This is a genomic window from Streptomyces sp. NPDC094032 (genome assembly GCF_040303965.1).
Taxonomy (GTDB): domain Bacteria; phylum Actinomycetota; class Actinomycetes; order Streptomycetales; family Streptomycetaceae; genus Streptomyces.
Map to the genome: position 1 here is coordinate 16,240 of NZ_JBEOUE010000021.1, position 26,940 is coordinate 43,179.

The 26,940-nt window shown below is 73.3% G+C and carries 20 protein-coding genes and 1 pseudogene; 9 read left to right on the plus strand and 12 right to left on the minus strand.

The features are described 5' to 3' along the window. Positions 1-48: 48 nt before the first annotated feature. On the plus strand, positions 49-294 hold the full coding sequence (locus ABTZ54_RS25995; RefSeq protein WP_351667515.1) for a DUF397 domain-containing protein: 246 nt from the start codon (positions 49-51) through the stop codon (positions 292-294). 88 nt (positions 295-382) lie between these two features. On the opposite strand, the gene ABTZ54_RS26000 is transcribed toward ABTZ54_RS25995, so the two are convergent. The 4 genes from ABTZ54_RS26000 to eccB all read right to left on the minus strand — a co-directional run bounded on the left by ABTZ54_RS26000 (position 383) and on the right by eccB (position 4,114). Beyond that, a complete protein-coding gene (locus tag ABTZ54_RS26000; protein WP_351667517.1) occupies positions 383-676 on the minus strand; it encodes a WXG100 family type VII secretion target in 294 nt (97 codons plus the stop codon). A gap of 44 nt (positions 677-720) precedes the next feature. Then, positions 721-1,059 carry a WXG100 family type VII secretion target gene (locus ABTZ54_RS26005; protein WP_351667519.1) on the minus strand — a complete coding sequence of 113 codons (339 nt, stop codon included), beginning with the start codon at positions 1,057-1,059 and terminating at the stop codon, positions 721-723. Between the two features lie 179 nt (positions 1,060-1,238). After that, positions 1,239-2,561, minus strand: a complete 1,323-nt coding sequence (gene mycP / locus ABTZ54_RS26010) for a type VII secretion-associated serine protease mycosin (protein WP_502997314.1) — start codon at positions 2,559-2,561, stop codon at positions 1,239-1,241. Positions 2,562-2,575: 14 nt separating this feature from the next. Further along, positions 2,576-4,114 carry a type VII secretion protein EccB gene (gene eccB / locus ABTZ54_RS26015; protein WP_351667521.1) on the minus strand — a complete coding sequence of 513 codons (1,539 nt, stop codon included), beginning with the start codon at positions 4,112-4,114 and terminating at the stop codon, positions 2,576-2,578. Between the two features lie 191 nt (positions 4,115-4,305). Here eccB and eccE point away from each other — a divergent pair, with 191 nt between their 5' ends. The 8 genes from eccE (at position 4,306) to ABTZ54_RS26055 (ending at position 15,687) form a co-directional block, all read left to right on the plus strand. Next, a complete protein-coding gene (gene eccE, locus ABTZ54_RS26020) occupies positions 4,306-5,631 on the plus strand; it encodes a type VII secretion protein EccE (protein WP_351667523.1) in 1,326 nt (441 codons plus the stop codon). A 209-nt stretch (positions 5,632-5,840) separates the two neighbouring features. Continuing rightward, entirely contained in the window at positions 5,841-6,689 is an 849-nt protein-coding gene (locus ABTZ54_RS26025) for a hypothetical protein (protein ID WP_351667711.1), read from the plus strand. 218 nt (positions 6,690-6,907) lie between these two features. Beyond that, a complete protein-coding gene (locus ABTZ54_RS26030; protein WP_351667525.1) occupies positions 6,908-9,685 on the plus strand; it encodes an SCO5717 family growth-regulating ATPase in 2,778 nt (925 codons plus the stop codon). Between the two features lie 206 nt (positions 9,686-9,891). Beyond that, positions 9,892-11,739 carry an ABC transporter substrate-binding protein gene (locus ABTZ54_RS26035; protein ID WP_351667713.1) on the plus strand — a complete coding sequence of 616 codons (1,848 nt, stop codon included), beginning with the start codon at positions 9,892-9,894 and terminating at the stop codon, positions 11,737-11,739. A 3-nt stretch (positions 11,740-11,742) separates the two neighbouring features. Further along, entirely contained in the window at positions 11,743-12,807 is a 1,065-nt protein-coding gene (locus ABTZ54_RS26040) for an ABC transporter permease (RefSeq protein ID WP_502997315.1), read from the plus strand. Next, entirely contained in the window at positions 12,804-13,688 is an 885-nt protein-coding gene (locus ABTZ54_RS26045; RefSeq protein WP_351667529.1) for an ABC transporter permease, read from the plus strand. Before ABTZ54_RS26040 ends, ABTZ54_RS26045 begins: the two co-directional genes overlap by 4 nt. Next, entirely contained in the window at positions 13,685-14,650 is a 966-nt protein-coding gene (locus ABTZ54_RS26050) for an ABC transporter ATP-binding protein (RefSeq protein ID WP_351667531.1), read from the plus strand. Before ABTZ54_RS26045 ends, ABTZ54_RS26050 begins: the two co-directional genes overlap by 4 nt. A 20-nt stretch (positions 14,651-14,670) precedes the next feature. After that, positions 14,671-15,687 (plus strand): oligopeptide/dipeptide ABC transporter ATP-binding protein, encoded by a 1,017-nt coding sequence (locus ABTZ54_RS26055; protein ID WP_351667715.1) that lies wholly within the window; start codon positions 14,671-14,673, stop codon positions 15,685-15,687. Positions 15,688-15,741: 54 nt separating this feature from the next. Here ABTZ54_RS26055 and ABTZ54_RS26060 read toward each other — a convergent pair whose 3' ends face one another. From ABTZ54_RS26060 to ABTZ54_RS26095, 8 genes and pseudogenes are all read right to left on the minus strand, one after another. Beyond that, positions 15,742-16,875, minus strand: a complete 1,134-nt coding sequence (locus tag ABTZ54_RS26060) for a type III polyketide synthase (protein ID WP_502997316.1) — start codon at positions 16,873-16,875, stop codon at positions 15,742-15,744. A gap of 233 nt (positions 16,876-17,108) precedes the next feature. Then, positions 17,109-18,062, minus strand: a complete 954-nt coding sequence (locus ABTZ54_RS26065; RefSeq protein WP_351667717.1) for a bifunctional riboflavin kinase/FAD synthetase — start codon at positions 18,060-18,062, stop codon at positions 17,109-17,111. A 2,853-nt stretch (positions 18,063-20,915) separates the two neighbouring features. Then, positions 20,916-21,359 (minus strand): annotated as a pseudogene (locus tag ABTZ54_RS26070) (trypsin-like peptidase domain-containing protein); the annotation flags it as partial. Positions 21,360-21,549: 190 nt separating this feature from the next. Beyond that, the gene (truB, locus tag ABTZ54_RS26075; protein ID WP_351667535.1) at positions 21,550-22,476 is read right to left on the minus strand and encodes a tRNA pseudouridine(55) synthase TruB; all 927 of its coding nucleotides are present in this window, start codon (positions 22,474-22,476) and stop codon (positions 21,550-21,552) included. Continuing rightward, positions 22,473-22,913, minus strand: a complete 441-nt coding sequence (gene rbfA, locus ABTZ54_RS26080; RefSeq protein WP_351667537.1) for a 30S ribosome-binding factor RbfA — start codon at positions 22,911-22,913, stop codon at positions 22,473-22,475. Before rbfA ends, truB begins: the two co-directional genes overlap by 4 nt. A gap of 36 nt (positions 22,914-22,949) precedes the next feature. Beyond that, on the minus strand, positions 22,950-23,243 hold the full coding sequence (locus tag ABTZ54_RS26085) for a DUF503 domain-containing protein (RefSeq protein WP_351667719.1): 294 nt from the start codon (positions 23,241-23,243) through the stop codon (positions 22,950-22,952). 138 nt (positions 23,244-23,381) lie between these two features. Continuing rightward, on the minus strand, positions 23,382-26,471 hold the full coding sequence (gene infB, locus ABTZ54_RS26090; protein WP_351667539.1) for a translation initiation factor IF-2: 3,090 nt from the start codon (positions 26,469-26,471) through the stop codon (positions 23,382-23,384). A gap of 145 nt (positions 26,472-26,616) precedes the next feature. Then, positions 26,617-26,898 (minus strand): YlxR family protein, encoded by a 282-nt coding sequence (locus ABTZ54_RS26095; RefSeq protein ID WP_351667541.1) that lies wholly within the window; start codon positions 26,896-26,898, stop codon positions 26,617-26,619. Positions 26,899-26,940: the final 42 nt, after the last annotated feature.

The window sequence follows — 26,940 nt, forward strand, 5'->3', positions numbered from 1 at the left end:
CGGCAGGGTCGTTCACCCAACTGATCAGCACAGATAGGGGCCGCGCCGATGACTGACGCCCAGGACAGGGAACGTGTGAAGGAAGAGCTCTACGCCCTCGACATCTCGGGTGTCGAGTGGCAGGGGGCGCCGGGGACCAGCCCGGACGAGGAGCGGGTGGAGATCGCCTATCTGCCCGGTGGCGGGGTGGCGATGCGTTCCTCGCTGGAGAAGGAGACCGTGCTGCGGTACACGAAGGCCGAGTGGGACGCCTTCGTGCTCGGTGCGCGGGACGGCGAGTTCGATCTGAAGTAGGCGCGCGCACGCCGAAGCAGGGCGTGCGTACGCGTGAGGGGGTGGCCCGTACGACACGGGCCACCCCCTCAGCTCTGCTCGCGCTTCGTCACATCATCATGCGGAAGCGGGACGCGTTGCCCTTGTCGGTGTCCTGGTAGCCGACGACCGACTCGTCGAGGAGCTGGGCGATGCGCGCCAGGTCCTGGTTCATGCCCGCCATGTCCTTGGTCAGGCGGTCCTGGCTCTCGCGGTACGCGATCTTCGCCTCGCCCTCCCAGTTGGAGGCGACGCGGTTGACCTCGGCCATGAGGTCGTCCAGCTTCTGGCTGAGCTGGCTGGACGTCAGACGGACGTCGCCGGCCGCCTGGGTCACGGTGTCGTAATTGACCGCAGTAGTCATCTTCGTGGCTCCTGGAGTGTAGGGACGCGGGAGGTGGGCGAGGCTCAGGCCATGCCGAGGATGGCGCTCTGGCCACCCGTGGTGTCGTCCATCTTGCGGAAGGACCGGATGCGGTCCTCCTCCTCCCGCGTGAAGCCGTCGGCGCTCATGCGCATGACCTCTTCCAGCTTCACGAGCTCGACGCGCATGTTGCGCAGCCGCTGGTTCAGGTCGTTCTGAACGCGGTCGTACTCCTTGCTCGCAGCACCCTGCCAGCCCGCCTGGATGCGGTCCACCACGCCGTTGAGGGAGGTGATGCGGGCCTGGAGCTCGTCGTGGAAGTCCTGGATCCGGCCGGCGAGCTTGACTTGTTCGGCACTGGTTACGTTCAGGTCTTTCGACATCTTGCCCCTTCTTCCATCGGTGGCGGCGGCGGTCGGGCCGCCGGGCCTTCCGATCACGATTCGGACGGGTATCTCTTGATGCCGCCCCCGTGCTGGGATCGCACTACCGTGCCCCCGACCGTCACTCTAGCCATTGGGGACGGTAGTTCCAACTGCAAAGCACCCGCCGGATACTTGGCTCATCGGAGCGGTCTCCGGCGGCGGCTGTCGCGGATCACGGCGGCGGTTCCGGCGACGACCGCCACCAGCACCGCGCCGATCCCCAACACATAGGTGGCGAGCCGTTCGGAGCGCTCCTGGGGAGTCTCCGACATCGCCATGTGGGCCGGTTCGGGCGCCGGTGGCTTCGGCGGGCCCGGGTCCGGGGTGGGGCTGCTCGGCGGGGCGGTGTCGGCGTTTCCGTCGGATCCGCCGGCCCCGCCGGTTCCGTCAGTTCCGTCAGTTCCGTCGGCGAGTGCCCGTACCGGATCGACCACGCCCCAACCCACGTGCCTGTCATGGCCGTTGATCGACCGGATCGCGGTCTGCTCGATCCTGGTCACGATCTGCGCCGGGGTCCAGTCCGGGTGCTTGGCGCGCAGCAGGGCGGCGACGCCGGAGACGTACGGGGCGGAGAAGCTGGTCCCGTTGTCCACGCACTGGCCGCCCCCGGGGACCGTGGAGACGATGTCGACACCGGGTGCGGCGACCCCGACGAACGGGCCGGACTGCGAGAACGCGGCGCGCTCGTTGTCGCGGTCCGACGAGGCGACGGCGAGCACGCCGGGGAAGGCGGCGGGGTAGGTGAACTTGTCTTTGCCGTCCACACCGTCGTTGCCGGCGGAGGCGACGACCACGACGCCGGCCTTGATCGCCCGGGCGACGGCCTGGCCCATCTTCGAGTTCGGGCCGAGCGGCTGGGCGGTGTCCTGGGAGATGTTGATGACGTCCGCGCGCTGGGCGACCGCGTGGTCGATGGCCAGCGCCATCGTGTCGGACTTGCCGCTGTTCTTCTCGTCGTTCTGCCGGATCGGGATGATCGTGGCCTCGGGGGCCAGACCGACGAAGCCGGTGCCGTCGACGGCGCGGGCGGCGATGATCCCGGCGACCTTGGTGCCGTGGCCGACCTCGTCCTTGGTGCCTCCGGTCTTGCCGCGCTCGCTGTCCCCCGGGCCCGGGTTCTCCTTGTCGGGCTTCAGGTAGTCCTTGCCCGCCTTCCGGTCCACCGCCCCCGCCAGCTGCTTATTGACGACGTCGACGCCGGTGTCGATGACGGCGACCCGGACTCCCTTGCCCTTGGTGTCCTGCCACAGCTCGTCGAGCAGCACCCGCTGGAGCGGCCAGGGGACGCCCTCGATCTGCTTCTTCATGGGGAAGGTGCACTCGCCGCTGCCGTCCAGACCGGCGGGCCGCGCGACACCCTCGGCGTACGCGGCGGGCGGCGACGCGAGCAGCCCGGTGAGGGTCGTCGCGGCGAGCAGGGCCGCCGTACGGGCCGTTCGGGCCATACGGTACGCAGTCATCCGCTCCCCCTCCCTCACGAACCCTGCGGCTGGCGCGCGCTGTTGGTGTCGAGGCGCGGGCCCTTGGACAGGAACTCCGACCACTCCATCGGGACGAGCACCGGAGTGACCTTCTCGTAGCCGAGACGCTTCTGCGCGTCGGTGGGTTCCGGGCGTCCGTCGTTCTGCTTCTGCTCGGCCGCGCCGATCTCGGAACGGCCCTTGTCGCTGTCGCCGTTGGCCTGCATCGCGTAGCGCAGTCCGGTGTCGGTGACGAGGAAGAGGGAGCCGCCGGGCGCGGACTGCTTGCCCTGGACCTGGGTGTAGAGCAGCCCGGTGCCGGGGGTGACGTACGTGCTGGTGCCGCCAGCCGTGATGTCGGCGGGGTACTTGGTGCCCGCCCAGGTCGACAGGGTCGTCCCGCCCTTGCCGTCGACCTTCTCCAGGACCGAGCAGAGGGTGTCGCGGGCGCCCGCGACACCGGAGGAGTTGACCAGCTCGGACTGACGCGTGGGCCAGTCGCGGTCGGCGGCGAACGTGCCGTCGGCCGGGGGGATCTTGTTCAGGTCGACGTCGCTCCGCTCGCCCTTCATGTCCGGCTTCCCCTCCTGCGGGGAGTTGATGAGCAGCCAGGCGGTGAAGGCGGAGACGGGCTGCACCTTGCCCTGGAGCACGACGTAGTCCTGGGGGCCGGCGCCGGTCTTGGCGCGCAGCACCATGCCGACCCTGTCCTGGGCCTCGGAGAGGCCGCCGTTGACGCCGGCGTCGGTGCCGACCGGGCCCGGGATCACCGGGTAGTCGATGGGCGTGCCCGTCTTCAGGGTGGCCAGCCAGTCGTCGGTCACCTGCTGGGGCTGCTTGTCTCCGAAGAGGGTGAGGGTGAGGTTGGTCGCCTTCTCGTTGATCCGGTACTTCACGCCCTTGTCGTCGACGAGGTACTGGGCGCTCGCCTTCTGCCCCTTCACGTACAGGACTTGGCCAGGACTCAGTTTGCTCTTGTCGTCCGTGCGGCCGAGGTCGCGCTTGGCGAAGAGGAAGGTGGCCTTCTGCACGCCGCCGCCGTTGCCGCCGCCGGGCTGTTCGCACACGGCCCAGCGCTTGGCCGTGCCCGCGTCCTCGGCGCCGGGCAGCCGGTCCGGGGCGTAGGGGATGCCGAGGATCGGGCCGCGCGGCGGCTTCCCCTTGTCGAGTTCGCTGTCGTCGACCTGGATGACCTGGAAGTCGTCGGGGTTGAGCAGCAGCCGGGCCGAGGCCAGGTTGAGCACCGGATGGAGCAGGGTCTTCCGGTTCTTGCCCGTGCCGGTGGTGAGCACCACGTAGCGGGTGGTCGACTGCTTGCCGACGATCACCTTGGTGCCGGGCTTGTCCCAGCCCTTGGGCGCGGAGGGCTTGAACATGCCCCAGGCGCCGAACCCGGCCAGCACCAGGGCGCCGATGATCAGGCCGGGGACGACCGCGCGCAGCGGCTTGGGCGCCCCCTCCTCCGTACCCGAGGGAGAGGGTTGGAGGAATGCCGCGACCGTGCGCTTCTTCGCAAAGGTGTACGCGTTGAGCTCGTCCCGCCGTGATGCCATGAGTCCCCATTTTCGTCAGGCTCAGTCTGCGCTCGGGAGTCCGGGGAGCATGGCGCCCGGGCCCCGGCTGTCGGACCGGCCCCCTACTATGCCTGCTGTCCGCCCGCGCTTGTGGGGCGGGTAGGGTGATCCAGCCGCCAATGGCCTGGCGGGCCAGGGTGATCGGGATGAATTGAGGGGGATTCTCCATCATGGCTTCCGCTACGCGGGCGCGGCCCGCTGCCGTCGCGTCCTCTTCCGCACCCTCCGTCTCCCCTTCTCCGGGGCCCGTTTCGTCCGTTCCGTCCTCGGTCTCACCACGACTCCAGGCGCGTCCGGGACACTTCGGTTCGTTCCGATTGCAACAGCTCGTACTGATCCAGGTCGCGGCGGCGCTGCTGCTCGTGGCGGCCGTCGTCGACAAGCTGATGCTGGTGCCCGCGGGCGTGGTCGCGGCGCTGCTCGTGCTGCTCGCGGTGGTGCGGCGGCACCGGCGGTCGCTGCCGGAGTGGCTGGCCACCTTCCTCGCGCTGCGCGCCAGGACCCGCCGGGCCGGTTCGCTGACCGTGCCGGAGGGCACCGAGCCGGGGCTCGCCCCGGTCGTCGAGTGCGACCCGGCGCTGCGGACGTACGCGTACAGCGACCGCGACCGGCGTCCGGTCGGGATGATCGGCGACGGCACCTTCCTCACGGCGGTGGTGCGGGTCGAGTCGGAGGCCACGGCGCTGCGCCCGGACCGCTCGGCGCGGCCGCTGCCGGTCGGGCTCGTCCGGGACGTCCTGTCGGTGGACGGCATCCGGCTGGAGTCCGCGCAGATCGTGCAGCACACCCAGCCGGCGCCCGCGCCGCACCTGCCCGCGCAGTCGATGGCCGCCCGCAACTACGCGCCGCTGCAGGCGCAGACGGGTTCGCCCGCGCTCCGCATCACCTGGATCGCGCTCAAGCTGGACCCGGAGCTGTGCCCCGAGGCGGTGGAGGCGCGCGGCGGCGGTCTTGAGGGCGCGCAGAAGTGCCTGGTGCGGGCCGCGGACCAGCTGGCGAGCCGGCTGGCGGGGGCGGGCTTCCGGGCGACCGTCCTCACCGAGCAGGAACTGACCGCCGCGCTCGCCACCTCGACCTGCGCCAGCCCCATGGCGATAGCGCAGGCGGGCCGGGGGCAGGCGCAGGCGCGGCGGACCCAGGAGACGGCGCGGACCTGGCGGGTGGACGACCGACGGCACACGACGTACTGGGTGGGCCGCTGGCCCCAGTTGGGCGGCGCGGGCGGCGCGGGGGCGTCGATGCCGCAGCTGGTGGCGCTGCTGACCTCGCTGCCGGCGCTGGCGACGACCTTCAGCCTGACGCTGAGCGGCGGTGACCGTCAGGAGGTGACGGTCACCGGACATGTACGGATCACCGGGCGCAGCGACGAGGAGCTGGTGACCGCCCGACACGAACTGGAGCGCGCGGCGCGCGGCGTGAAGACGGGCCTGGTCCGACTCGACCGCGAACAGGTCCCGGGCATGCTGGCGACGCTGCCGCTGGGGGGTGCGCGGTGATGTCGACGCCGATGAGTGGGACGGGGCCGGGGATGGGTCCGGGGATGGGGCAGGCGGTGGGTCAGGCCGGGGGGCAGGGGGTTGGGCAGGGCCAGGGGCTTGGTCTTGGGCAGGGCGCTGGGCAGGGCATGGGGCAGGGCGTGGGCCAGGCGGCCGGGCAGGGGTTCGGGCAGGCCGGGCAGCTGACCGGTCAGGCCTCCGGCCAGGCCATGGGCCAGCCGACCGGGCAGGCCACCGGGCAGGGGTTCGGGCAGGCTGGGGTCGGTGTGTCTGGGGGGCGGCCTGCTGGGGCTGTCTCGCGGCGGGCCGGTGGCGGTGGTGCGGGCGGTGGCGGGCGGCGTGCGGGGCGGGGGTCGAAGCCCCGGTTCGGCTTCGGGCTGATCGGGCCGCGCCGGGACCGCCACTCCGTCCCGATCGACCAACTCGGCGCGCTGGCCCTGCCGGTGGGCGACGACGGTCTGGTCGTCGGCGTGGACGCCGAGGGCCGGCCCGCCGTGCTCGGCATCAACCGGCCGAGCCCGTACGACGTCACCCTCATCGGCGGTCTGTGGACCGCGCAGGTGCTGGCGCTGCGCGCGGCGGCCACCGGCGCGCGCATCGCCGTCGAGACCGGCCGCGCGCAGGCGTGGACGGCGCTCGCCCAGGCGGCGGGCGGCGGACAGCCCTGCATCACCCTGCACGACGTGGGCCGGGTGCCGCCGCAGGGCGCCTCCGCGGGCAGCCCCGTGGTCGTCGTCCGCGACTGCGGCATGCGGCCGCCGCGCGGCCGGGTCGTGTCCGGGCCCTGGCAGTCCGTCGTGACCCTCCTCCCTTACCTGAGCCCGGTCGCCCCCCGCCTCCTGGAGAAGTCCTCCCTGGTCGGGATCCAGCGGGTCTCCCCCGACGAGGCGACGCAGATCGGGCGCATCATGGGCCTCCAGCGCACCGAGTCGGAGGCCCTGTCGACGCTCGCCGACGGCGTGACCCTGTGGTGCACGCCGAACGACCGCCAGTTCGTGATGACCCAGGCCACGGACGCCGAGACCGGATTGTTGGGCGGCGCGCGCCGGATGGACTGAGCGGGCGAAACCGTCCAACCTGTCCGTTTTTCCATGGATTTGATTCACCGGGGGTTTCACGCTCCGGTACGCGTGGGTCACTTGGGGCCCGGGCGTGTTCCGCGCGGGGCGCGGCGGGGGGCCGTCGGCCCTGCCCGACGGGCACGGTTGGCGTTTAGGGTGGGAAGTGCCCGCCCACGACGGCACATAGGGTGCGCGACCAATCAGCAGGAGGCAAAGTGAACGGCGATCGGGACGAGATGAACGGGGGTTGGAACCCGCCCGTCGACGATCAGTCCGACGCGGACGCCGCCGAGATGACGGGTGAGTTCACGATCGACTACACCCCTCCGGCCTGGTACACCCAGAACGCGTCGGGTGCGTCGACCGGTGGTGCGCCCACGCCTCCCCCGCCGACCGGTGCGCCGGTCGCGGTGCCCGGACTCCCGGCGGCCGGCGGCTTCGAGCCGACCTGGACGCCGACGCCTCCGCCTCCGCCCGTGGCCTTCGGCGGTGGTGACGTGGAGAGCGGTGCGACCATGCGCTTCTCCCCCGCCGCGCTGAAGCGCGAGATGGCGGAGCGGGATCAGGCCGCGCAGCAGCCCGCCCCGGCCGAGGCGCCGGAGGCCGCTCCCGTCGTACCCCCCGCCTCCCTGGACACCAGCGGCGCACCCGAGCCCGCGCCGGAGCCGACGGAGCCGACGGCGGACACCGTCGCCCCCGAGCCGGTCGCCGAGGCCGCTACGGCGGACGCCGAGGACACGGCCACCGCCCCGGAGGCCACGGCTGAGCCCGGGATCCCGGCCGAAGCCGAGGCGCAGGCCGACCCGGAGCCCGAGCCGCAGGAGCCCGCCGCCGAGGACGCGCCGCAGGACGTCGTGCCGCAGGCCACCGCGCCCCTGGCCGCCGCGCCCGTGCCCGACGGCCCCGCCACGGAGCTGCCGCCCGTCCAGCCCGCGCCCGTCTCCCCCGCTCCCCCCGCACCGCAGGACGTCGTGCCCGGCCCCGGGCTGCCGCCCGCCCAGCCCGTGCCCGACATGGCTCCCGTGCCGCCGCAGAGCCCCGGGCTGCCGCCGCTGCCGCCCTCGTTCCAGCCCGCGACGCCCGCGCCCGCGCCGCAGTGGCCCGCCCAGCCGGTCCCGGGTGGGCAGCCGCCCGCCGCGCCGCTGCCCGCCACCGCGTCCTGGCCCGCGCCGCCGGTGCCGCCGCAGGGCGGATACGGGTTCCCGCACCCGGGCCAGCCGCAGCCGCCGCAGGCCCCGCAGGGCGGCTACGGCTTCCCCCAGCCCCCTCAGCCGCTCCCCCCGCAGGCCGGTTACGGCTTCCCGCACCCGGGCCAGCCGCAGCCGCAGGACGCCCCGCCCGTACCCGTACCGCCGCAGGCCCCGCAGCCGCCGCAGGGCGGTTACGGCTTCCCGCAGCCCCCGCAGCCCTTCCCCGCGCAGCCCCAGCCTCCGCAGACCCCGCAGCCGGGGAGTCTGCCGCCGGACTACGTCGTGGCGCCCCCGCCGGTCGATCCGCGGACCGGGGCCGCGTGGCCCACGGCCGTGACGCACGACCAGCGCGAGCGGTCCGTGCCGGGCGCCCCGCTCGGGTACAACGCGGCCGTCGAGCTCTCCTCCGACCGGCTGCTGCGCAACAACAAGCAGAAGGCCAAGTCCAGCCGCAATCCCGGCGCTTCGGCCCGGTTCAAGCTGGGCGGCAAGAAGGAGGAGGCGGAGCGGCAGCGGAAGCTGGAGCTGATCCGGACGCCGGTGCTCTCCTGCTACCGGATCGCGGTCATCTCGCTGAAGGGCGGCGTCGGCAAGACCACGACGACCACCGCCCTTGGCGCGACCCTCGCCACCGAGCGGCAGGACAAGATCCTGGCGATCGACGCGAACCCGGACGCCGGCACCCTCGGGCGCCGGGTGCGCCGCGAGACCGGGGCGACCATCCGCGACCTGGTGCAGGCGATCCCGTACCTCAACTCGTACATGGACATCCGCCGGTTCACCTCGCAGGCGCCGTCCGGTCTGGAGATCCTCGCCAACGACGTGGACCCCGCCGTCTCGACGACCTTCAACGACGAGGACTACCGGCGGGCGATCGACGTCCTGGGCAAGCAGTACCCGATCATCCTGACCGACTCCGGCACGGGTCTGCTCTACAGCGCGATGCGCGGAGTGCTCGACCTGGCCGATCAGCTGATCATCATCTCCACGCCGTCCGTGGACGGCGCCTCCAGCGCCTCCACGACGCTCGACTGGCTCTCCGCGCACGGGTACGCGGAGCTGGTGCAGCGTTCGATCACCGTCATCTCCGGGGTCCGCGAGACCGGCAAGATGATCAAGGTCGAGGACATCGTGCAGCACTTCCAGACGCGCTGCCGCGGGGTGGTCGTGGTGCCCTTCGACGAGCATCTGGCGGCGGGCGCCGAGGTCGACCTGGACATGATGCGGCCGAAGACCCGCGAGGCGTACTTCCACCTCTCGGCGATGGTGGCCGAGGACTTCGTACGGGCGCAGCAGGCGCAGGGCCTGTGGACCGGTGACGGCCAGGGCGGTCTGCCCCCGCACATGGCCCCGCCGATGCCGGGCTATGGCCAGGGCCAGGGCATGGGCATGGGTCAGGGCCAGCCGATGCCCGGGCAGCCGATGCCGGGCCAGCTCGCGCCCGGACAGCCCGTACCCGGACAGCCGATGCCGGGCCAGCCCATGCCGGGGCAGCCCATGCCGGGGCAGCCCATGCCCGGACAGCCGTACGCCCCCCAGCCCTACCCCCAGCAGAGCCAGCCCGCCCCCGGCCAGCCCTACCCGCAGCCGGGCCACCCGGGTCAGCCCGGTCAGCCGTACGGAGCACCCCCCGCACCCGGACAGCCGTACGACGCCCACCCGGGCCAGCCCCCCGTACCGCAGGGCTGGCAGCAGCCCCCCGCGCAGCCGCTCCCGCCGCAGGCCGATCCGCAGGGGCAGGTCCCGCCGCCCAACTGGCCGCCGCAGCAGCCTCCGCAGGCTCCGCCAGCCCCTCAGCAGTAGGGCGTCACAGGAGTAGACCAATGAGCCCCCGTACCGGTGTTCCGGTACGGGGGCTTTTGGCATTCCCGCAGCCCACACGGGGTTTGAGACATCGTTGACGACGGCAGACCACCGCTGATACACCTTCGCTTCATCCATCGTCAGCCCAAGATCCACGGCACTTCCCACGACGCACGCATCCCGACGCGAGGTCACGTCCCATGGTCATGGTCACGAAGGCACCACCCCGTCCGGCACCCACTCACAGAGCCCTCCGCCTGCTCGTCGCCGGCGGTGTCGCCGCCGCCTCGCTCGTGGCCGTCCCCCAGGCGGCACAGACGGCACAGGCGGCCGACGGCAAGGCGGGCTCCGGCACCACGCTCACCGTCGCCGTCTCGCAGAGCGTCGACTCCCTGTCGCCCTTCCTCGCCCAGAAGCTGGTCTCCACCAGCATCCACCGGCTGGCCTACGAGTACCTGACCAACTACGACCCGAAGGACGCTCACGTCGTCCCGGGCCTCGCGACCGCGTGGACGTCGTCGCCGGACAAGCTGACCTGGACGTACACGATCCGCAAGGACTCGAAGTGGTCCGACGGGCAGCAGGCCACCGCCGAGGACGCGGCGTGGACCTTCCAGAAGATGATGACCGACCCGAACGCGGCGACCGCCAACGGCAGCTTCACCGCCAACTTCAGGAAGGTCAGCGCGCCGGACCCGCAGACCCTGGTCATCGAGCTGAAGCAGCCGCAGGCGACGATGACGGCGCTGGACGTGCCGATCGTGCCCAAGCACGTGTGGGAGAAGGTCTCGGACTTCTCCAAGTTCAACAACGACAAGCAGTTCCCGATCGTCGGCAACGGCCCGTTCGTCATCACGGACTTCAAGGTCGACCAGTACATCAAGCTGAAGCCCAACAAGGGCTTCTGGCGCGGGGCGCCCAAGTTCGACGAGCTGGTCTTCAAGTACTACAAGGACGGGGACGCGGCCGTCGCCGCCCTCCAGAAGGGCGAGGTGTCCTTCGTACCGAATCTGACCCCCGCCCAGGCCGCCGCGCTGAAGACCCAGAAGGACATCAAGGTCAACGACGCCCCCGGCCGCCGCTTCTTCGCCCTCGCCACCAACCCGGGCGCCCGCGCCAAGGACGGCAAGGCCTTCGGCAACGGGAACAAGGCGCTGCTCGACCCGGAGGTGCGCAAGGCGCTCTTCCTCGCCGTGGACCGCGCCACCCTCGTCGACAAGGTCTTCCAGGGCCACGCCGTCGAGGGCGAGGGCTACATCCCGCCGCGCTTCGGCTCGTACTTCTGGCAGCCCGCCGCCGACCAGAAGCGCGGCTACGACCCCGCCAAGGCCGCGCAGGTCCTCGACACCGCCGGGTACAAGAAGAACGGCGAGGGCAAGCGGGTCGGCAAGGACGGCAAGCCGCTCGACTTCCGCATCCTGTGCCACGCCACCGACCCGAACGACAAGGCGATCGGCAAGTACCTCCAGGAGTGGTGGGGCGCGCTGGGCATCGGCCTGAAGGTCGAGTGCCTCGACAGCGTCTCCGACCCCTGGGTCAAGGGCGACTACGACCTCGCCTTCGACGGCTGGTCGGTCAACCCCGACCCGGACTACGTCCTGTCGATCCACACCTGCGGCGCGCTGCCAGCGACCCCGAAGGACTCCGGCGCCACCGACAACTTCATCTGCGACCCGCGCTTCGACGCGCTGTACGCGCAGCAGGCCGTCGAGTACGACGCCGGCAAGCGGTCCGCGCTGGTCAAGCAGATGCAGTCGCGGCTGTACGACACCGGGTACATGAACGTCATCGCGTACCCGAACGCCCTGGAGGCGTACCGCACCGACCAGATCGGCTCCATCACCACGATGCCCTCGGCGGCCGGCAACCTCTGGGGCCAGGACGGCTACTGGAGCTGGTGGTCGGCCGTGCCCGCCGCCCAGGCCGCCGACTCGACGTCCGGCTCCTCGTCCACCGGGGTGATCGTCGGGATCGGCGCCGCCGTGGTCGTGGTCGTCGGCCTCGGGATCTTCCTCGGGATGCGCCGCCGCTCCACCTCCGACGACCGCGAGTAGCCGGTGACGAGCGCAAGCACTCCCGCCTCCGTGGCACGGACCGAGCCGGTCCGCGCCGCGGAGGGCGGCGCACCACGGTCCGCCACCGCTCTCGCGTATCTGCGCCACGCGGCGGGGAAGGTGGCCGGCGCGGCCGTCTCCCTCCTCGCCGTGCTCGTGACCAGCTTCTTCCTCTTCCGGATCATCCCCGGCGACCCGGTCAAGGCGATGACCCACGGGCTTCCGACCTCGGCCGAGCAACTGGCCACGCTGCGCCATCAGTTCGGCCTCGACCAGCCGATGTGGCAGCAGTTCACCGACTACTGCGCCAAGGCGCTCAGCGGCGACCTGGGCATGTCCTTCCAGTTCCGCGCCCCGGTCGGCGAGCTCATCGCCCAGAAGCTGCCCGCGACCCTGCTGCTCACCGGCACGGCCGTGGTGCTCTACTCGGCGCTCGGGCTGTGGCTCGGCACCCGCTCGGCCTGGCGGCACGGCAGCCTCGGCGACCGGCTCAACACCGGGGTGGCGCTGACCCTGTGGTCGGTGCCGTCGTTCTGGCTCGGACTGCTGCTGATCATCGTGTTCTCGGTGGGCATGGGCCCGATCCCGGGTCTCTTCCCGACCGGCGGCATGGAGTCCGGCACCGGCGAGACCGGTTTCGCGTACGCGCTCGACGTCGCCCACCACATGGTGCTGCCGGTGCTCACGCTGGTGGCCGTGGGCTACGCGCAGACCCTGCTCGTGATGCGCTCCTCGCTCCTCGACGAGATGGGCGGCGACTATCTGACCACCGCGCGGGCGAAGGGGCTGCGCGACGACGCCGTACGGCGCCGCCACGCCGTGCCGAACGCGCTGCTGCCGACGGTGACGATGGTCTTCATCAACCTCGGCCATGTGGTCGCCGGTTCGATCCTGGTGGAGACGGTCTTCTCCTGGCCGGGGCTCGGCGGACTGTTCTACCAGGGGCTCAGCGTGCCCGATCTCCCGCTGGTGCAGGGCCTGTTCGTGGTCTTCGCGGGCGCGATGATCGTGATGAACCTGCTCGCCGACCTGCTCTATCCGCTGCTCGACCCCCGGGTGGGCCGATGACCTCTCTGACCTGGGAACGCAGGCGCGGCACCGCCGCCCGCTTCTGGAAGTCCTACCGCGGCCACCGGGCCGGTCTGTACGGCCTGCTGGGGCTCGCCCTGATCGCGCTGCTCGCGCTGACCGCGCCGCTGACCGTGGGCGCCGACGTGCAGTCGGTGACCAACGCGCCGGGCACCGCCCTGGAGCCGCCGAGCGCCGCATTCCCGCTCGGCACCGACCAGTTCGGGCGCTCGCTGCTCGGCCTGCTTGTGTGGGGGGCGCGGATCTCGCTGCTCGTCGGGCTGCTGGCGGCGGTGCTGTCCGTCGCCATCGGCACCCTCGTCGGGATCGTCGCCGGGCATTACGGCGGCTGGTTCTCCACCGTCGTCATGCGGATCACCGACTGGTTCCTGGTGATGCCGACGCTGGTCCTCGCGATCGTCCTGGCGACCGTGATGTCCCGCTCGATGTGGACGGTGATCCTCGCGATCGGCGTCACCAGCTGGCCGACGACCGCCCGGCTGGTGCGGGCGCAGACGATCGCGGTGGAGTCGCGCCCGTACATCGAACGGGCCACCGCGCTCGGCGGCGGGCACGGGCACGTCATGACCCGGCACGTGCTGCCGAACGTGATGCCGCTGGTGCTCGCGCAGACCACGCTCGGTATCTCGACGGCCATCCTCACCGAGGCGACCCTGGCCTTCCTCGGGCTCGGCGACCCCACGGTGGTCTCCTGGGGCGGGATGCTCCAGGACGCGCGGGAGGCGGGCGCCGTCTCGTCCGGCCACTGGTGGTACCTGGCCCCGCCCGGCATCGCCATCGCGCTGGTCGCGCTCGCGTTCACGCTGTGCGGGCGGGCCGTGGAGTCCGTGCTCAACCCGAAGCTGGGGGTGGGTCGATGACCCTTCTGGAGGTACGGAACCTGAGCGTGACGTACGGGTCGGGCGCGTCCGCCGTCCCCGCCGTGCGTGGGGTCGACCTGAGCCTGCCCGCCGGGAGCAAACTGGGCGTGGCCGGCGAGTCCGGCTGCGGGAAGTCGACGATGGCGCTCGCGCTGCTGCGGCTGCTGCCCGCCTCGGCGCGGATGAGCGGAGAGATCCTGCTGGACGGCGAGGACGTCCTCACCATGAAGTGGGGGCGGCTGCGGGCGGTGCGCTGGGCGGGGGCGTCGATCGTCTTCCAGGGCGCCATGCACTCGCTGAACGCGGTCCGGCGGATCGGCGACCAGATCGCCGAGCCGCTGCTGGTGCACGGCCGGTCCACCCCGGCCGCGGCCCGCACCCGGGCCGGGGAGCTCCTGGAGCACGTGGGTCTTCCGGCCGCTCGGGCGGCGGCCTATCCGCACGAGCTGTCCGGCGGGCAGCGGCAGCGCGTGATGATCGCGATGGCGCTGGCCTGCGATCCGCGGCTGATCGTGGCGGACGAGCCGACGACCGCGCTCGACGTGATGATCCAGGCGCAGATCCTGCGGCTCATCGAGCGGCTGGTCGCCGAGCAGGACATCGGCCTGCTGATGATCAGCCACGATCTGGCCGTGCTCGCCGACACCTGCGACCGGCTCGCGGTGATGTACGCGGGGCGGGTGGTGGAGGAGGGTCCGGCGAAGGCGGTGTACGAGGCCGCCGCGCACCCCTACGGGCGGGCCCTGTCCGGGGCGTTCCCGCGGATCGGCGACCCAGCCTCCCGGCGGGCCCCGCGCGGCCTGCCGGGCGACCCGCCGGACCCGGCGGGGCTGCCGGCCGGGTGCGCCTTCCACCCGCGCTGCCCGGTGGCGGTGAAGCTCTGCGCGGAGCAGGACCAGGAGCTGCGGGACGCGGGCGCGGGGCGCCGGGCGGCCTGCGTACACGTGGGGAGCACCACTTGAGTACGGACACGGGTACGGGCATGGGGACGAGCACGGGCGCGGGCGCGCCGGAGCCGGGGGCGGGGCCGCTGCTGTCGGCGCGCGGCCTTCGGGTCGTCTTCCCCGGGCGGCGCGGCGGTCCTGCCGCCCGGGCGGTGGACGGGGTGGACCTGGACATCGGGGCGGGCGAGATCGTGGCCCTGGTCGGCGAGTCGGGGTGCGGCAAGACCACGCTGGCCCGGTCGCTGCTGGGCCTGGTCCGGCCGAGCGGGGGCGAGGTGGCGTTCGCGGGGGCGCCGCTCGGCTACTCGGGCAAGGCGCTCAAGGCGTACCGCAGGCGGGCCCAGCTGGTCCTCCAGGACCCGAGCGGTTCGCTGAACCCCCGGCACACGGTGTACGACGCGGTGGCGGAGGGGCTGCGCATCCACGGGTACGCGGGCGACGAGCGGGCCGCGGTCGCCGGGGCGCTGTCCCGGGCGGGGCTGCGGCCGCCGGAGCGGTTCTTCCTGCGCTATCCGCACGAGCTGTCCGGCGGGCAGCGGCAGCGGGTGGTCATCGCGGGCGCGCTGGTCCTGGAGCCCGAGCTGATCGTCGCGGACGAGCCGGTGGCCTCGCTGGACGCCTCGGTGCGCGGCGAGATCCTGGCGCTGCTGCTGCGGCTCCGTGACGAGCTGGGTCTCTCGGCGCTGGTGGTGACGCACGATCTGGGGCTCGCGTGGAACATCGCGGACCGGGTGGCGGTGATGTACCTGGGCCGGATCGTGGAGACCGGCCCGGTCGAATCGGTCCTGACGAATCCTCAGCATCCTTATACGCAGGCGCTGTTGTCGGTCCTTCCGGAGTCCGAGGGCGAGCCGGTGGTGCTGGCGGGCGAGCCCCCGGACCCCGCGCGCGTCCCGTCCGGCTGCCGCTTCCACGTGCGCTGCCAGGTGCTCGCCTCGGGCCGGGCCGCCGAGGTCGCGGACCGTTGCCGCACCGAGGACCTGCCGGTCCTCGGCGGCGACGGACATCCGGCGGCGGCCTGCCACTGGGCGGCGCGGGAGGCGGTACGGGGCTGAGCGCGGCGACCGCCGCCCGGGGCCCCGCCCGGCGCGCGGGCCGGGCGGGAGGGGTCAGGCGACGGTGCGGGCCGCGGGCGCGTGGCGGGGCGCGTAGCCGACGATCCGGCGGGCGGCGAGGTCCGGCTCCCGCGCCGGCTCCCCGTTGGTCCACCGGCCCAGGCACATCTCCGCGGTGATGCCCGGGCCGAAGCCCGCGAGGATGCCTCGGGCGCCCTCCTGGAGACCGCCCTCGTCGAAGAGGCGGCGCACCGCGTCCAGGACGACGGCGCTGGCGATGTTGCCGTACTCGGTGAGCGTGGACCGGCTGAACCGGAAGGCCTCCGGCGGGACGTCGAGGTAGTGGCTGAGGTCGTCGAGGATGCGCGGGCCGCCCGCGTGGATGATGTAGAAGTCCAGGTCGCCCGCGTCCCAGCCGTGCTCGCCCGCGAGCCGGCGCAGCGCCGGCGCGAGCGGCTCCATCGTCCCCGGGACCCGCTTGTCGAGGAGGAAGTGGAAGCCGGTGGCGCGCACGCTGTAGGCGATCCAGTCCTCGGTGCCGGGCACCAGATGGGAGTCGTTGCGCTCCAGGGCGATGCCGGTGCCGCCCCGGCCGCGCACCACGGCGGAGGCGACGGCGTCGCCGAACAGGCCGTTGGAGAGCAGCGATCCGACGCCGAGGTCGGTGGGCTGGTAGCACAGCGAGCAGAACTCGCAGGCCACGATGAGGACGTTGGCGTCCGGGTAGGCGGTGCAGAAGTCGTGCGCCCGGTTGATCGCGGCGCCTCCGGCGGCGCAGCCGAGCTGGGCGATGGGCACCTGCCGGGTGCGGCTGGGGAAGCCCATGCTGTTGATCAGCCAGGCGGTCAGCGAGGGCATCATGAAGCCCGTGCACGACACGTAGACGATCATGTCGATGTCGCCGGCGCCGAGACCCGCGTTGGCCAGGGCCTTCTCGACCACGGCGGGGACGCGGGCCTTCGCCTCCGCCGCGTAGATCTCGTTGCGCTCCTCGAAGCCGGGGTGTTCCAGGATCTCCTCGATCGGCCGCACGAGGTGCCGTCGGGCGACCCCGGTGTTCCCGATCAGCCGGAGGGCGAGAGGCAGTTGGGGATGGTCGGCATGGCGCGCGCGGGCGAGGTCGAGGGTCTCCTCCATCGTGATCACGTACTCGGGTACGGCCACCGCCGGCTTGCACAGGGTCACCACGACAAGCGCTCCTTCGTCTCGTTCGCCATGGACTGCCGCCCACACTCGCCCGGCCGCCCGGAGCCCGCAACCGCGCGAGCGACGGACCGGGCACGGAGCGTCACCATGCGGGACGGCGGCGCGTCCCCCCTTTCAGGGGGCTGTCGGCGTCCGGCGTCGATACGAGAGTTCCACCCGGCAGTCCACCGAACGGCCGCGCCCGCGCGCGGGCGGCGTCACCCGGTGAGGGGCGCTCAGGCCTCGTCGTAGGCGGTGGTCAGCTCGCGGCTGCGCTTGACGTCGTCGGCCATCGCCGTGAGGAGGTCGTCGAGGGTGTCGAACTTGAGCATGCCGCGCACGTACGACAGGAAGTCGACGGCCACGTGCAGGCCGTAGAGGTCCAGGCCCTCGCGGTCGATCGCGTACGCCTCGACGGTCCGCTCGGTGCCGTCGAACTGGGGGTTGGTGCCGACCGAGATCGCGGCGGGCATCCGCTCGCCGGCGGCCGTCAGCCAGCCCGCGTAGACGCCGTCGGCCGGGATCGCGGTGTGCGGCAGGGTCTCGACGTTGGCGGTCGGGAAGCCCAGCTCGCGGCCGCGCTGGGCGCCGCGCACGACGATGCCCTCGACGCGGTGCGGGCGGCCCAGGATCTCGGCGGCGCCCGCCATGTCGCCCTCGGCGACCAGCCGCCGGGTGAGCGTCGAGGAGAACGGCTCCCCGCCGCCCGCGGCGCCGGTCACGCGCAGGTCGATGACCTCGACGTCGTAGTCGTACGTGGCGCCCAGCTCGGCCAGGAAGTCGACGTTCCCCGCGGCGCGGTGGCCGAAGCGGAAGTTCGGGCCCTCGATGACGCGCTTGGCGTGCAGCTTGTCGACCAGGACCTTCACGATGAAGTCCGCCGGGGACAGCTGGGAGAACTCGGCCGTGAACGGCAGGATCAGCAGCGCGTCCACGCCCAGCTCCGCCATCAGCTCGGCGCGCCGGTGGTGCGGGGCGAGCAGCGGCGGGTGGCTGCCGGGGCGCACCACCTCGGAGGGGTGCGGGTCGAAGGTGACGACGACCGAGGGGACACCGAGCTCGCGGGCGCGCTCCACGGCGCGCCCGATGATCAGCTGGTGCCCTCGGTGCACCCCGTCGTAGGAGCCGATGGTGACGACGCTGCGCCCCCAGTCCTGGGGGATGTCCTCCAAGCCACGCCAGCGCTGCACTGTGACCGCTCCTCGTCCGCCTGTACCCAAGTCCGCGTGTACGCCTGTTGGCGCAGGTCTAAGACTGCCATGAGCATGCGGCCGGGTCGCCATCGGCATGGGTGAGGTGACCTTCGTTACGGCCCGGGGCGCGGCCCGCGGTACGTCGCGGAGTTCGGCGCGCAGGAAGCGGGAGGCGCCGGTGCCGGGGGCGGCGAGGACGGGGGCGAGGGCGGCGCGGACGGCCGGGTGGGCTCCGGTGAGCAGCCGGACCACCAGTGGGTGCAGGACGCAGCGGGCCACCGGCCCCTCTTCGAGGCGGGTGTCGACGAAGGCGGCGACCAGTTCGGCGCCCTCCGGGTGCCGCTCGGCGTACTCGGCGACGAGGTCGGCGGCGCGGCGCGCCAGGCGGGGCGTGGGGACCTGGGCGAGGAGCCGCAGGACCGCCGCGGGCTCGTGGCCGTGGAGCCGGGCGCGGAGGGCGTCGAGGACGGGCTCGGGGTGGCTGGCGAGGGCGGCGCCGAGGGCCTCCACGGGCACGCCCGGCTCGGCGAGGGCGCGGGGCAGGTGCCGGGCGCGGGACTCCGGGTCGCGGACCAGCAGGGCGAGCGCGGGCGCGTGCAGGGCGCGGTCGGCGGGCCGGGCGAGCAGGGCGAGGGCGGCGAAGCGCAGCGTGGCGCGGTCGGCGTCGCTCGTGACGTGCGCGGCGACGAGCCGCCCGTACACGGCGGCGGCCGTGCGCCGTTCGGGGCGCCCGTCGTCGTGGGCCCAGCGGTCGACGGCCCGGCAGAGCGCGGTCGGCTCGTCCTCGGCCAGCGCGCCGAGCAGCCCGTCGGCGAGCGGGTGGGCGGTGGCGACCAGCGCCTCGCACAGGTCGTCGACCGCGAGCCCGCGGTGGGTGTGCAGCACCGCCTGGGCGGCGGTGCCGACGGTGGCGCCGGGCGCGGCGGCGAGCGGCCGCTCGTCCCCGAACCAGCGGCACAGCAGCGGCTGCACACCCCTCGGATCCGCCGCGAGCAGCCCGGCGACGGCGTCGAGGAACCGGGGCGGCGCACCCTCCCCCGGCGCCGGATCCACAGGCACCAGCCGCCGCAACAGATCCACCCGCTCCCCATCGGTCACCCGCAACCCCGCCCAGAACCCGGCCCCGAACCCGGGAAACCCCTCCCCCGCCCCCGGCCGAGCCCCGATCTGGTCGGCGAGCCGCCGCAGCACAGGCAGATACGGCCGCAGATCACCCACCCCACCCAACACCCCACCGAGCAGCCGCGAGGCCCACCAGACGCCTTCGGCGACCTCGGGGGGCGGGGCGGCGGGCTTCGCCGCCGGGCGGGCGGGGGCGTCCGGGGCGGCGGCGCGAGCGTGGCGGGCCGGGGCCGGGCCGGGGCCTGCGGCCGGTGCGGCGGGCCCGGGCCCGGGCGGGGCCGCGTGGCGGGCGGGAGCCTCGGGTGCGCTCCCGTGGGCGGGCCGGACGGCCGCCGGGTCCGGGCCCCCGCCCGTACCCCCCGCCGCTCCCCCGTCCGCGAAGCCCGCGAGCGCGTCCGCCAGGGAGGTGAGCCGGGGGGACAGGGCCTCCGGGCCCTGGTCGTGGTGGAGGTGGTGGAGGGCCTGGAGGACGGGGCCGATGCGGTGGCGGGGGACCGGGAGGCCGGCGAGGGGGGTCGGGTGGTGGACCAGGGTGTCGAGGGCGCGGTCGATGTCCAGGTGGGCGCCCTGGAGCCAGTCGGCGAGCTCCTCGTGGGCGAAGCGGTAGCCGGGGCCCGCGGGGACCAGCAGGGCCTCGGTGAGGACGGCGGAGGCCCAGCCGGTGGACCAGGGGAAGAGCTCCTCGAAGGACTCGCGGTCCAGCTCGCCCTGACCGGGGCCGAGGCAGCGGCGGGCGGCCTCGTGGACCTGGCCGCTGACCCGCGCGGCGAGCCGCCGCACGGCCGTCCCGCGCACCACGGGCCGGGTGCCGGCGGCGATCCGCACCGCGACCCGCAGGCACATCAGGGCCAGGTGGGCGGCGAAGACCTCGTCCCGCCGGGGGCGGCCCGGCGCCTCGCCCCGGGCGGCGGCGCGGACCTCGCCGAGCAGCCGCAGGGCCAGCGGGTGGCGGGCGTCCTCGGCGGCGATCCCGTCCTCGGGGACGGCGTGGCGGCGCCGGGCCTCGCGCGCGGCCGCCTCGGTGAGCTCGCCCAGGACGACGGTCCTCGGCTCCGTGACGTACAGGGGTCCGGCCTGCTCCCAGTGCTCGGGGCGGCAGGCGGTCACCAGCCGGACCCCGTGGGCGGCGAGCCACTGCTCGGTGGCGGAGATCCAGGAGGCGAGCCGGTGGGCGAGCCGCGGCGGCATCTCCTCGGGTCCGTCGAGCAGGACCAGGAGCGGCCGGTGGGCGGCGCGGGCGAGGGCGGCGGCCTGCTCGGGGGTCGCGCGCGCGGGGTCGCCGGGGGTGCCGGAGGCGGCGGCGACCCGCCCGGCCCGGTGCAGGGCCCGGCCGATCGCCTCGGCGACCGAGCGGTCGTCGGAGCGCAGGTCCGCGCCCCGCAGCCAGACGGTGGGCGCCGGGGCCGGCCCCCGGGCGCGCCGGGCGGCGAGGCCCGCGAGGGCGGTGCTGCGGCCGGTGCCGGGCACGCCGACGACGGCGAGCACGAGGGCCGCGTCCTCTCCGTCGTCGGCCCGCAGCCGCCCGGCGGGCAGCTCGTCGCACCCGCCGGTGGTGGTGGCGGTGAGCTCCAGGACCCCGGCCAGGTTGAGGTCCCGGCCGTAGGCGGGGACGGTGGCGGCGTTGCGCAGCAGCAGCGCGGCCAGCGGGCCGGGGCGGGCGGCCAGCGGCAGGGCGTGGCCCGCCGCGCGCCGGTCGCCGTGCAGGGCGGTGCCGAGGACCGCTAGGACGGCTCCGGTGGCGGGGTCGAGGACGGGGCCCCCGGCGGCAGGACCGCCGAGGTGCAGCGCCTCGGCGCCCTCGGTGCCGATGGCCAGTTCGAGGGCGGGGCCCGCCGTGCCGCCGAGAACCCGCGCCTCGCGCCAGCCGTGCGCGGCGATCCGTACGTACGTGCCGGGCTCGATGTCCTGCCGGGCGGCCAGGGGCAGGGGGCGGGCGGTCAGCCCTTCGGCGCGGACGAGCGCGAGCCCGCAGTCGGGCAGCAGGGTGAGATCGGCGGGGCCGACCCGGAGGCTGCGGCCGTCGGGGGTGCGCAGCAGGAGGGCGGCGCGGCCCTCGACCACCTCGTGGCCGGTGAGCACCGTGCCCTGGTGGTCGGCGAGGAATCCGGTGCCGCACGGCCGGCCGGCCGGATCCTCGATCCGCACCAGCTCTGCCAGGTCCCCGCTCCCCATGGTCCGACGGTAGGTCGGCGGTGATCACCGGGAAAAGCTCAGGACCGAACGCGCCCCCTCGCACTCCCCCCGTTCGCTTCGAGCGCCTGCCCGAAAGGGTGAATACGTGATCTCCGGCGGGACAGGAACCCGGCGGAGGGGGATCGTGGGGCGGGCACGCGTGCGCGCCCGCCCCACGAGGAAAATCGGCTCAGCCGAAGACGGCGAGGCTCTTCGCCTTGCCGCGCTGCGACTCGACCAGCGCGATCAGCCGCCCGTCCGGGCCGAAGACCGCGACCGCGCCCGCCGGGAACTCCGGCATGTCCAGGCGGACCCCGTTGAGCAGCAGCCCGGCCCGCTTCTCGTCGACGTCCCAGCGCGGGAACGCCGCCGCGGCCGCGTCGCCGACCGGCATGACCGTGAGCTCCTCCTGGAGCTGCTCCAGGGTGCGCGCGGAGTCCAGCTTGTACGGGCCGACCCGGGTGCGGCGCAGCGCGGTCAGATGCCCGCCCACGCCGAGCCCGGCGCCCAGGTCCCGGGCGAGCGCCCGGATGTACGTACCGGAGGAGCAGACGACGGAGACCACCAGGTCCATGACCGGGGTGCCGTCCTCCGCGGTGCCCTCGCGCACGTCGTACACGCGGAAGGAGGAGACGGTGACCGGCCGGGCCGGGATCTCGAACTCCTCGCCGCCGCGCACGCGCGCGTACGACCGCTTGCCGTCGATCTTGATCGCGGAGACCTTCGACGGGACCTGCATGATGGCGCCGGTGAGCTCCGCGACCCCCGCGTCGATCTGCTCGCGGGTGACCTTCGAAGCGTCGACCGACGCCGTGATCTCGCCCTCGGCGTCGTCGGTGATCGTGGTCTGCCCGAGCCGGATGGTGCCCAGGTACTCCTTCTCGGTCAGCGCCAGGTGACCGAGCAGCTTGGTCGCCCGCTCCACGCCGAGGACGAGGACGCCCGTGGCCATGGGGTCGAGCGTGCCGGCGTGGCCGACGCGGCGGGTCTTGGCGATCCCCCGCATCTTGGCCACGACGTCATGCGAAGTGAAGCCCGCCGGCTTGTCGACGATGACAAGGCCTCCGGAGGCCTCCGTCCGGGAGCCGCCGCCGGGCGTCTTCTGTGCGTTGCTCATTCGGCGGCTTCGTCCCCGCCCTGCTTCTTGTACGGGTCGGCCTCACCGGCGAAGGTCGCGCCCGAGGACGCGTCCCGCACCTTGGCGTCGGAGGCGCGCACCTGGTCGAGGAGGTCCTCGATGTTCTTGGCGGTCTCCGGGAGGGCGTCGGCCACGAAGGTGAGCGTCGGGGTGAACTTGGTGCCCGCGGCCCGGCCGACGGCCGAACGCAGGATGCCCTTGGCGCTCTCCAGGCCGGCGGCGGCGCTGGCCCGGTCCTCCTCGTCCCCGTAGACCGTGTAGAAGACCGTGGCCTCCCGCAGGTCCCCGGTGACGCGGGTGTCCGTGATCGTCACGTGCGTACCCAGGCGCGGGTCCTTGATGCCGCGCTGCAGCTTCTCGGCGACCACCTCCCGGATGAGGTCCGCCAGCTTCTTCGCCCGCGCGTTGTCGGCCACTGGTCCTTCTCCTCTTTCTTGCCTTGCTTGCTGAGTTCAGTCTTCGTCGGTGTGGAGCCTGCGTCTAACCGACAGCAGCTCCACCTCCGGCCGGGCGGCGACCAGGCGCTCGCACCGGTCCAGTACGTCACTGAGGTGCCCCTGGTCGCCCGACACCATCGCGACGCCGATCTCGGCCCGCCGATGGAGATCCTGGCCCGACACCTCCGCCGCGCTCACGGAGAACTTCCGCTGGAGCTCGGCGACGATCGGCTTGACGACGGAGCGCTTCTCCTTCAGCGACCGTACGTCGCCGAGGAGCAGATCGAAGGACAGCGTCCCCACATACATGTATGCCCGGATGTCCCGCCGGTTCGGGTTCATGGCCCCGCCAACCACTTGGCGGGGACATCAGAACCGTACACGCAACGGCCGGGGCCGATCGACGGAATTCCTTCCCGCCGACCGGCCCCGGATCAACGCTGTACGTCAGGCGCGCGGCTTCTCGCGCATCTCGTACGTCGCGATGACGTCGTCGATCTTGATGTCGTTGAAGTTTCCGAGGTTGATACCACCCTCGAAGCCTTCGCGGATCTCGGTGACGTCGTCCTTGAAGCGGCGCAGACCGTGGATCGTGAGGTCCTCGGCGATGACCTTGCCGTCGCGGACCAGACGCGCCTTGGTGTTGCGCTTGACCTCGCCCGAGCGGATGAGGACACCGGCGATGTTGCCCAGCTTGGACGAGCGGAAGACCTCGCGGATCTCCGCCGTACCGAGCTCGACCTCTTCGTACTCCGGCTTGAGGAGACCCTTCAGGGCCGCCTCGATCTCCTCGATGGCCTGGTAGATCACCGAGTAGTACCGGACGTCGACGCCCTCGCGCTCCGCCATCTGCGCGGCACGGCCGGCCGCACGGACGTTGTAGCCGATGACGATGGCGTCGGAGCCCATCGCCAGGTCGATGTCGGACTCGGTGACCGCACCCACACCGCGGTGCAGGACGCGGATGTCCACCTCTTCGCCGACGTCGAGCTGGAGCAGCGAGGCTTCGAGGGCCTCGACCGCACCGGACGCGTCGCCCTTGATGATGAGGTTGAGTTCCTGGACGAGACCGGCCTTGAGCACCTTGTCGAGGTCCTCCAGGGACACCCGGCGGACGCGCTTGGCGAAGGCGGCGTTGCGCTCACGCGCGGCGCGCTTCTCGGCGATCTGGCGGGCCGTACGGTCCTCGTCGACAACGATGAGGTTGTCGCCGGCACCCGGCACGTTGGTGAGACCGAGCACCAGGACGGGAGTCGACGGGGTCGCCTCCTCGACGTTGTTGCCCTTGTCGTCGAGCATCGCCCGGACGCGGCCGTACGCGTCGCCGACCACCACGGTGTCGCCGATGCGCAGCGTTCCGCGCTGGACCAGGACGGTCGAGACGGCACCGCGACCGCGGTCGAGGTGGGACTCGATCGCAATACCCTGCGCGTCCTGGTTCGGGTTGGCCCGAAGGTCGAGCGAGGCGTCGGCGGTGAGGACCACAGCCTCCAGCAGGGAGTCGATGTGCAGACCCTGCTTGGCGGAGATGTCGACGAACATGGTGTCGCCGCCGTACTCCTCGGCCACCAGACCGAACTCGGTCAGCTGACCGCGGACCTTGACCGGGTCGGCACCCTCGACGTCGATCTTGTTGACCGCGACGACGATCGGGACGCCGGCGGCCTTGGCGTGGTTGAGCGCCTCGATCGTCTGCGGCATGACGCCGTCGTTGGCCGCGACCACGAGGATCGCGATGTCGGTCGACTTCGCACCACGGGCACGCATGGCGGTGAACGCCTCGTGACCCGGGGTGTCGATGAAGGTGATGCGGCGCTCTTCACCGTTGACCTCGGTACCCACCTGGTAGGCACCGATGTGCTGGGTGATGCCACCGGCCTCGCCCGCGACGACGTTGGTCTTGCGGATGGCGTCGAGCAGTCGGGTCTTACCGTGGTCGACGTGACCCATGACGGTGACGACCGGCGGACGGGAGACCAGAGCCTCTTCGCCGCCCTCGTCCTCGCCGAACTCGATGTCGAAGGACTCGAGAAGCTCGCGGTCCTCCTCCTCCGGGCTGACGATCTGGACGACGTAGTTCATCTCCTCGCCGAGCATCGTCAGCGTGTCGTCGGAGACGGACTGCGTGGCCGTGACCATCTCACCGAGGTTCATCATCACCGCGACGAGCGACGCCGGGTTGGCGCCGATCTTCTCGGCGAAGTCGGTGAGGGAGGCACCGCGCGACAGGCGAATGGTGTCGCCGTTGCCGCGAGGCAGCATCACGCCGCCCACGGACGGGGCCTGCATGGCCTCGTACTCCTGGCGCCTCTGCCGCTTCGACTTGCGACCACGACGCGCGGGACCACCGGGACGGCCGAAGGCGCCCTGCGTGCCACCACGGGCACCCGGACCACCGGGACGACCGCCGAAGCCACCGGGACGACCGCCGAAGCCGCCGCCACCGCCGCCGGGACCACCCGGACGACCGCCGCCGCCACCGGGACCACCGGGACGGCCGGCGAAGCCGCCGCCGCCACCGCCGGGACCGGCCGGACGACCGGCGAAGCCGGGACGACCGCCGCCGCCGGGACCGGCCGGACGACCGCCGGGGCCACCGGGGCCACGACCGCCGGGGCCGGGACGCGGGCCGGCAGCGGGACGCTGCGGCATCATGCCCGGGTTCGGACGGTTACCGCCGGGCGCGCCGCCCGGGCGGGGAGCCTGCGGACGAGGCATGCCACCGGGGGTCGGACGCGGAGCGCCGCCCTGGGGACGCGGGGCGCCGGGAACGCCGCCCTGGCCCTGCGGACGCGGAGCGCCGCCGGGGGCACCCTGGCCACCGGGACGCGGCGCGCCACCCTGCGGACGGGGCGACTGCGGACGCGCCATGCCGGTGGAGCCACCGGAGGTGAAGGGGTTGTTGCCCGGACGCGGGCCGGCCGGGCGACCGCCCGGACGCGGGGCCTGCTGGCCGGGGCGCGGGGCCTGCTGACCCGGACGCGGCGCCTGCTGGCCCGGACGGGCAGCGGCGGGACGCGGGCCGGGGGCGGCACCGCCGGGACGCTGACCGGCGGCCGGGGCCGACGGGGCGGCCGGGGGGGCCGTGAACTCCGGGGTGGTCGGAGCCGGCGCGGCGGGCGCGGGCTTCGGGGCCGGCTTCGGACCCGGACGCGGGCCCGACGCGGCCGGAGCCGGAGAGGGGGTGCTGCTCGCGGGCGCGGCCGGGGTGACCGGCGCCGCGGGCGCGGCGGGGGCCGGCTTGGGGGCCGGGGCGCCGGGCTTGGGGGCAGCGGGACGAGCCGCGGCGGCCGGGGACGGCGCCGCGGGCTTCGCGGGGGAAGGCGTCGCCTTGCGGGGCGCGCCGGGCTTGGCAGCGGTCTTGCCGGCGTTGCCGCCGGGACCCTGCAAAGCGTCAGTCAACTTGCGCACGACCGGCGCCTCGATCGTCGAGGACGCCGAACGGACGAATTCACCGAGTTCTTGGAGCTTGGCCATGACGACCTTGCTCTCCACACCGAACTCCTTGGCGAGCTCGTATACCCGGACCTTAGCCACTTCGCTCCTTTTAGGTCCGGTTACCGCCGGACCGTCGCTACTTCATGGGCGTACTCATCGCGTACTCATCGAGTGCTCATCGCAATCTCGACCTACTTCCAACTCGCGAGGTACCTGACCGCACGGGATTCCGTGCCGTACTTCTTCACTGCGGTGCCACCCGCTCGACGTGGTGGCGGAGAGCCACCGTGTCGAGCGGTCCTTGGGCCTTGAAGGCCCTGGGGAACGCCCGGCGGCGAACCGCCAGGTCGAGACAGACCACGGCGGGGTGCACATACGCACCCCGGCCGGGCAGCGTACCGCGATGATCGGGGACGCACTCGTCCTTATTCATCACGATCCGCAGCAGGTCGCTCTTGGCCGCTCGCTCCCGGCATCCCACACAGGTTCGCTCAGGGCACGCGCGGGCATGCGTCCGGCCAGACACGATAAGTCTACCTCCCCGTACCGACCTCACCCGTTCGGGGCA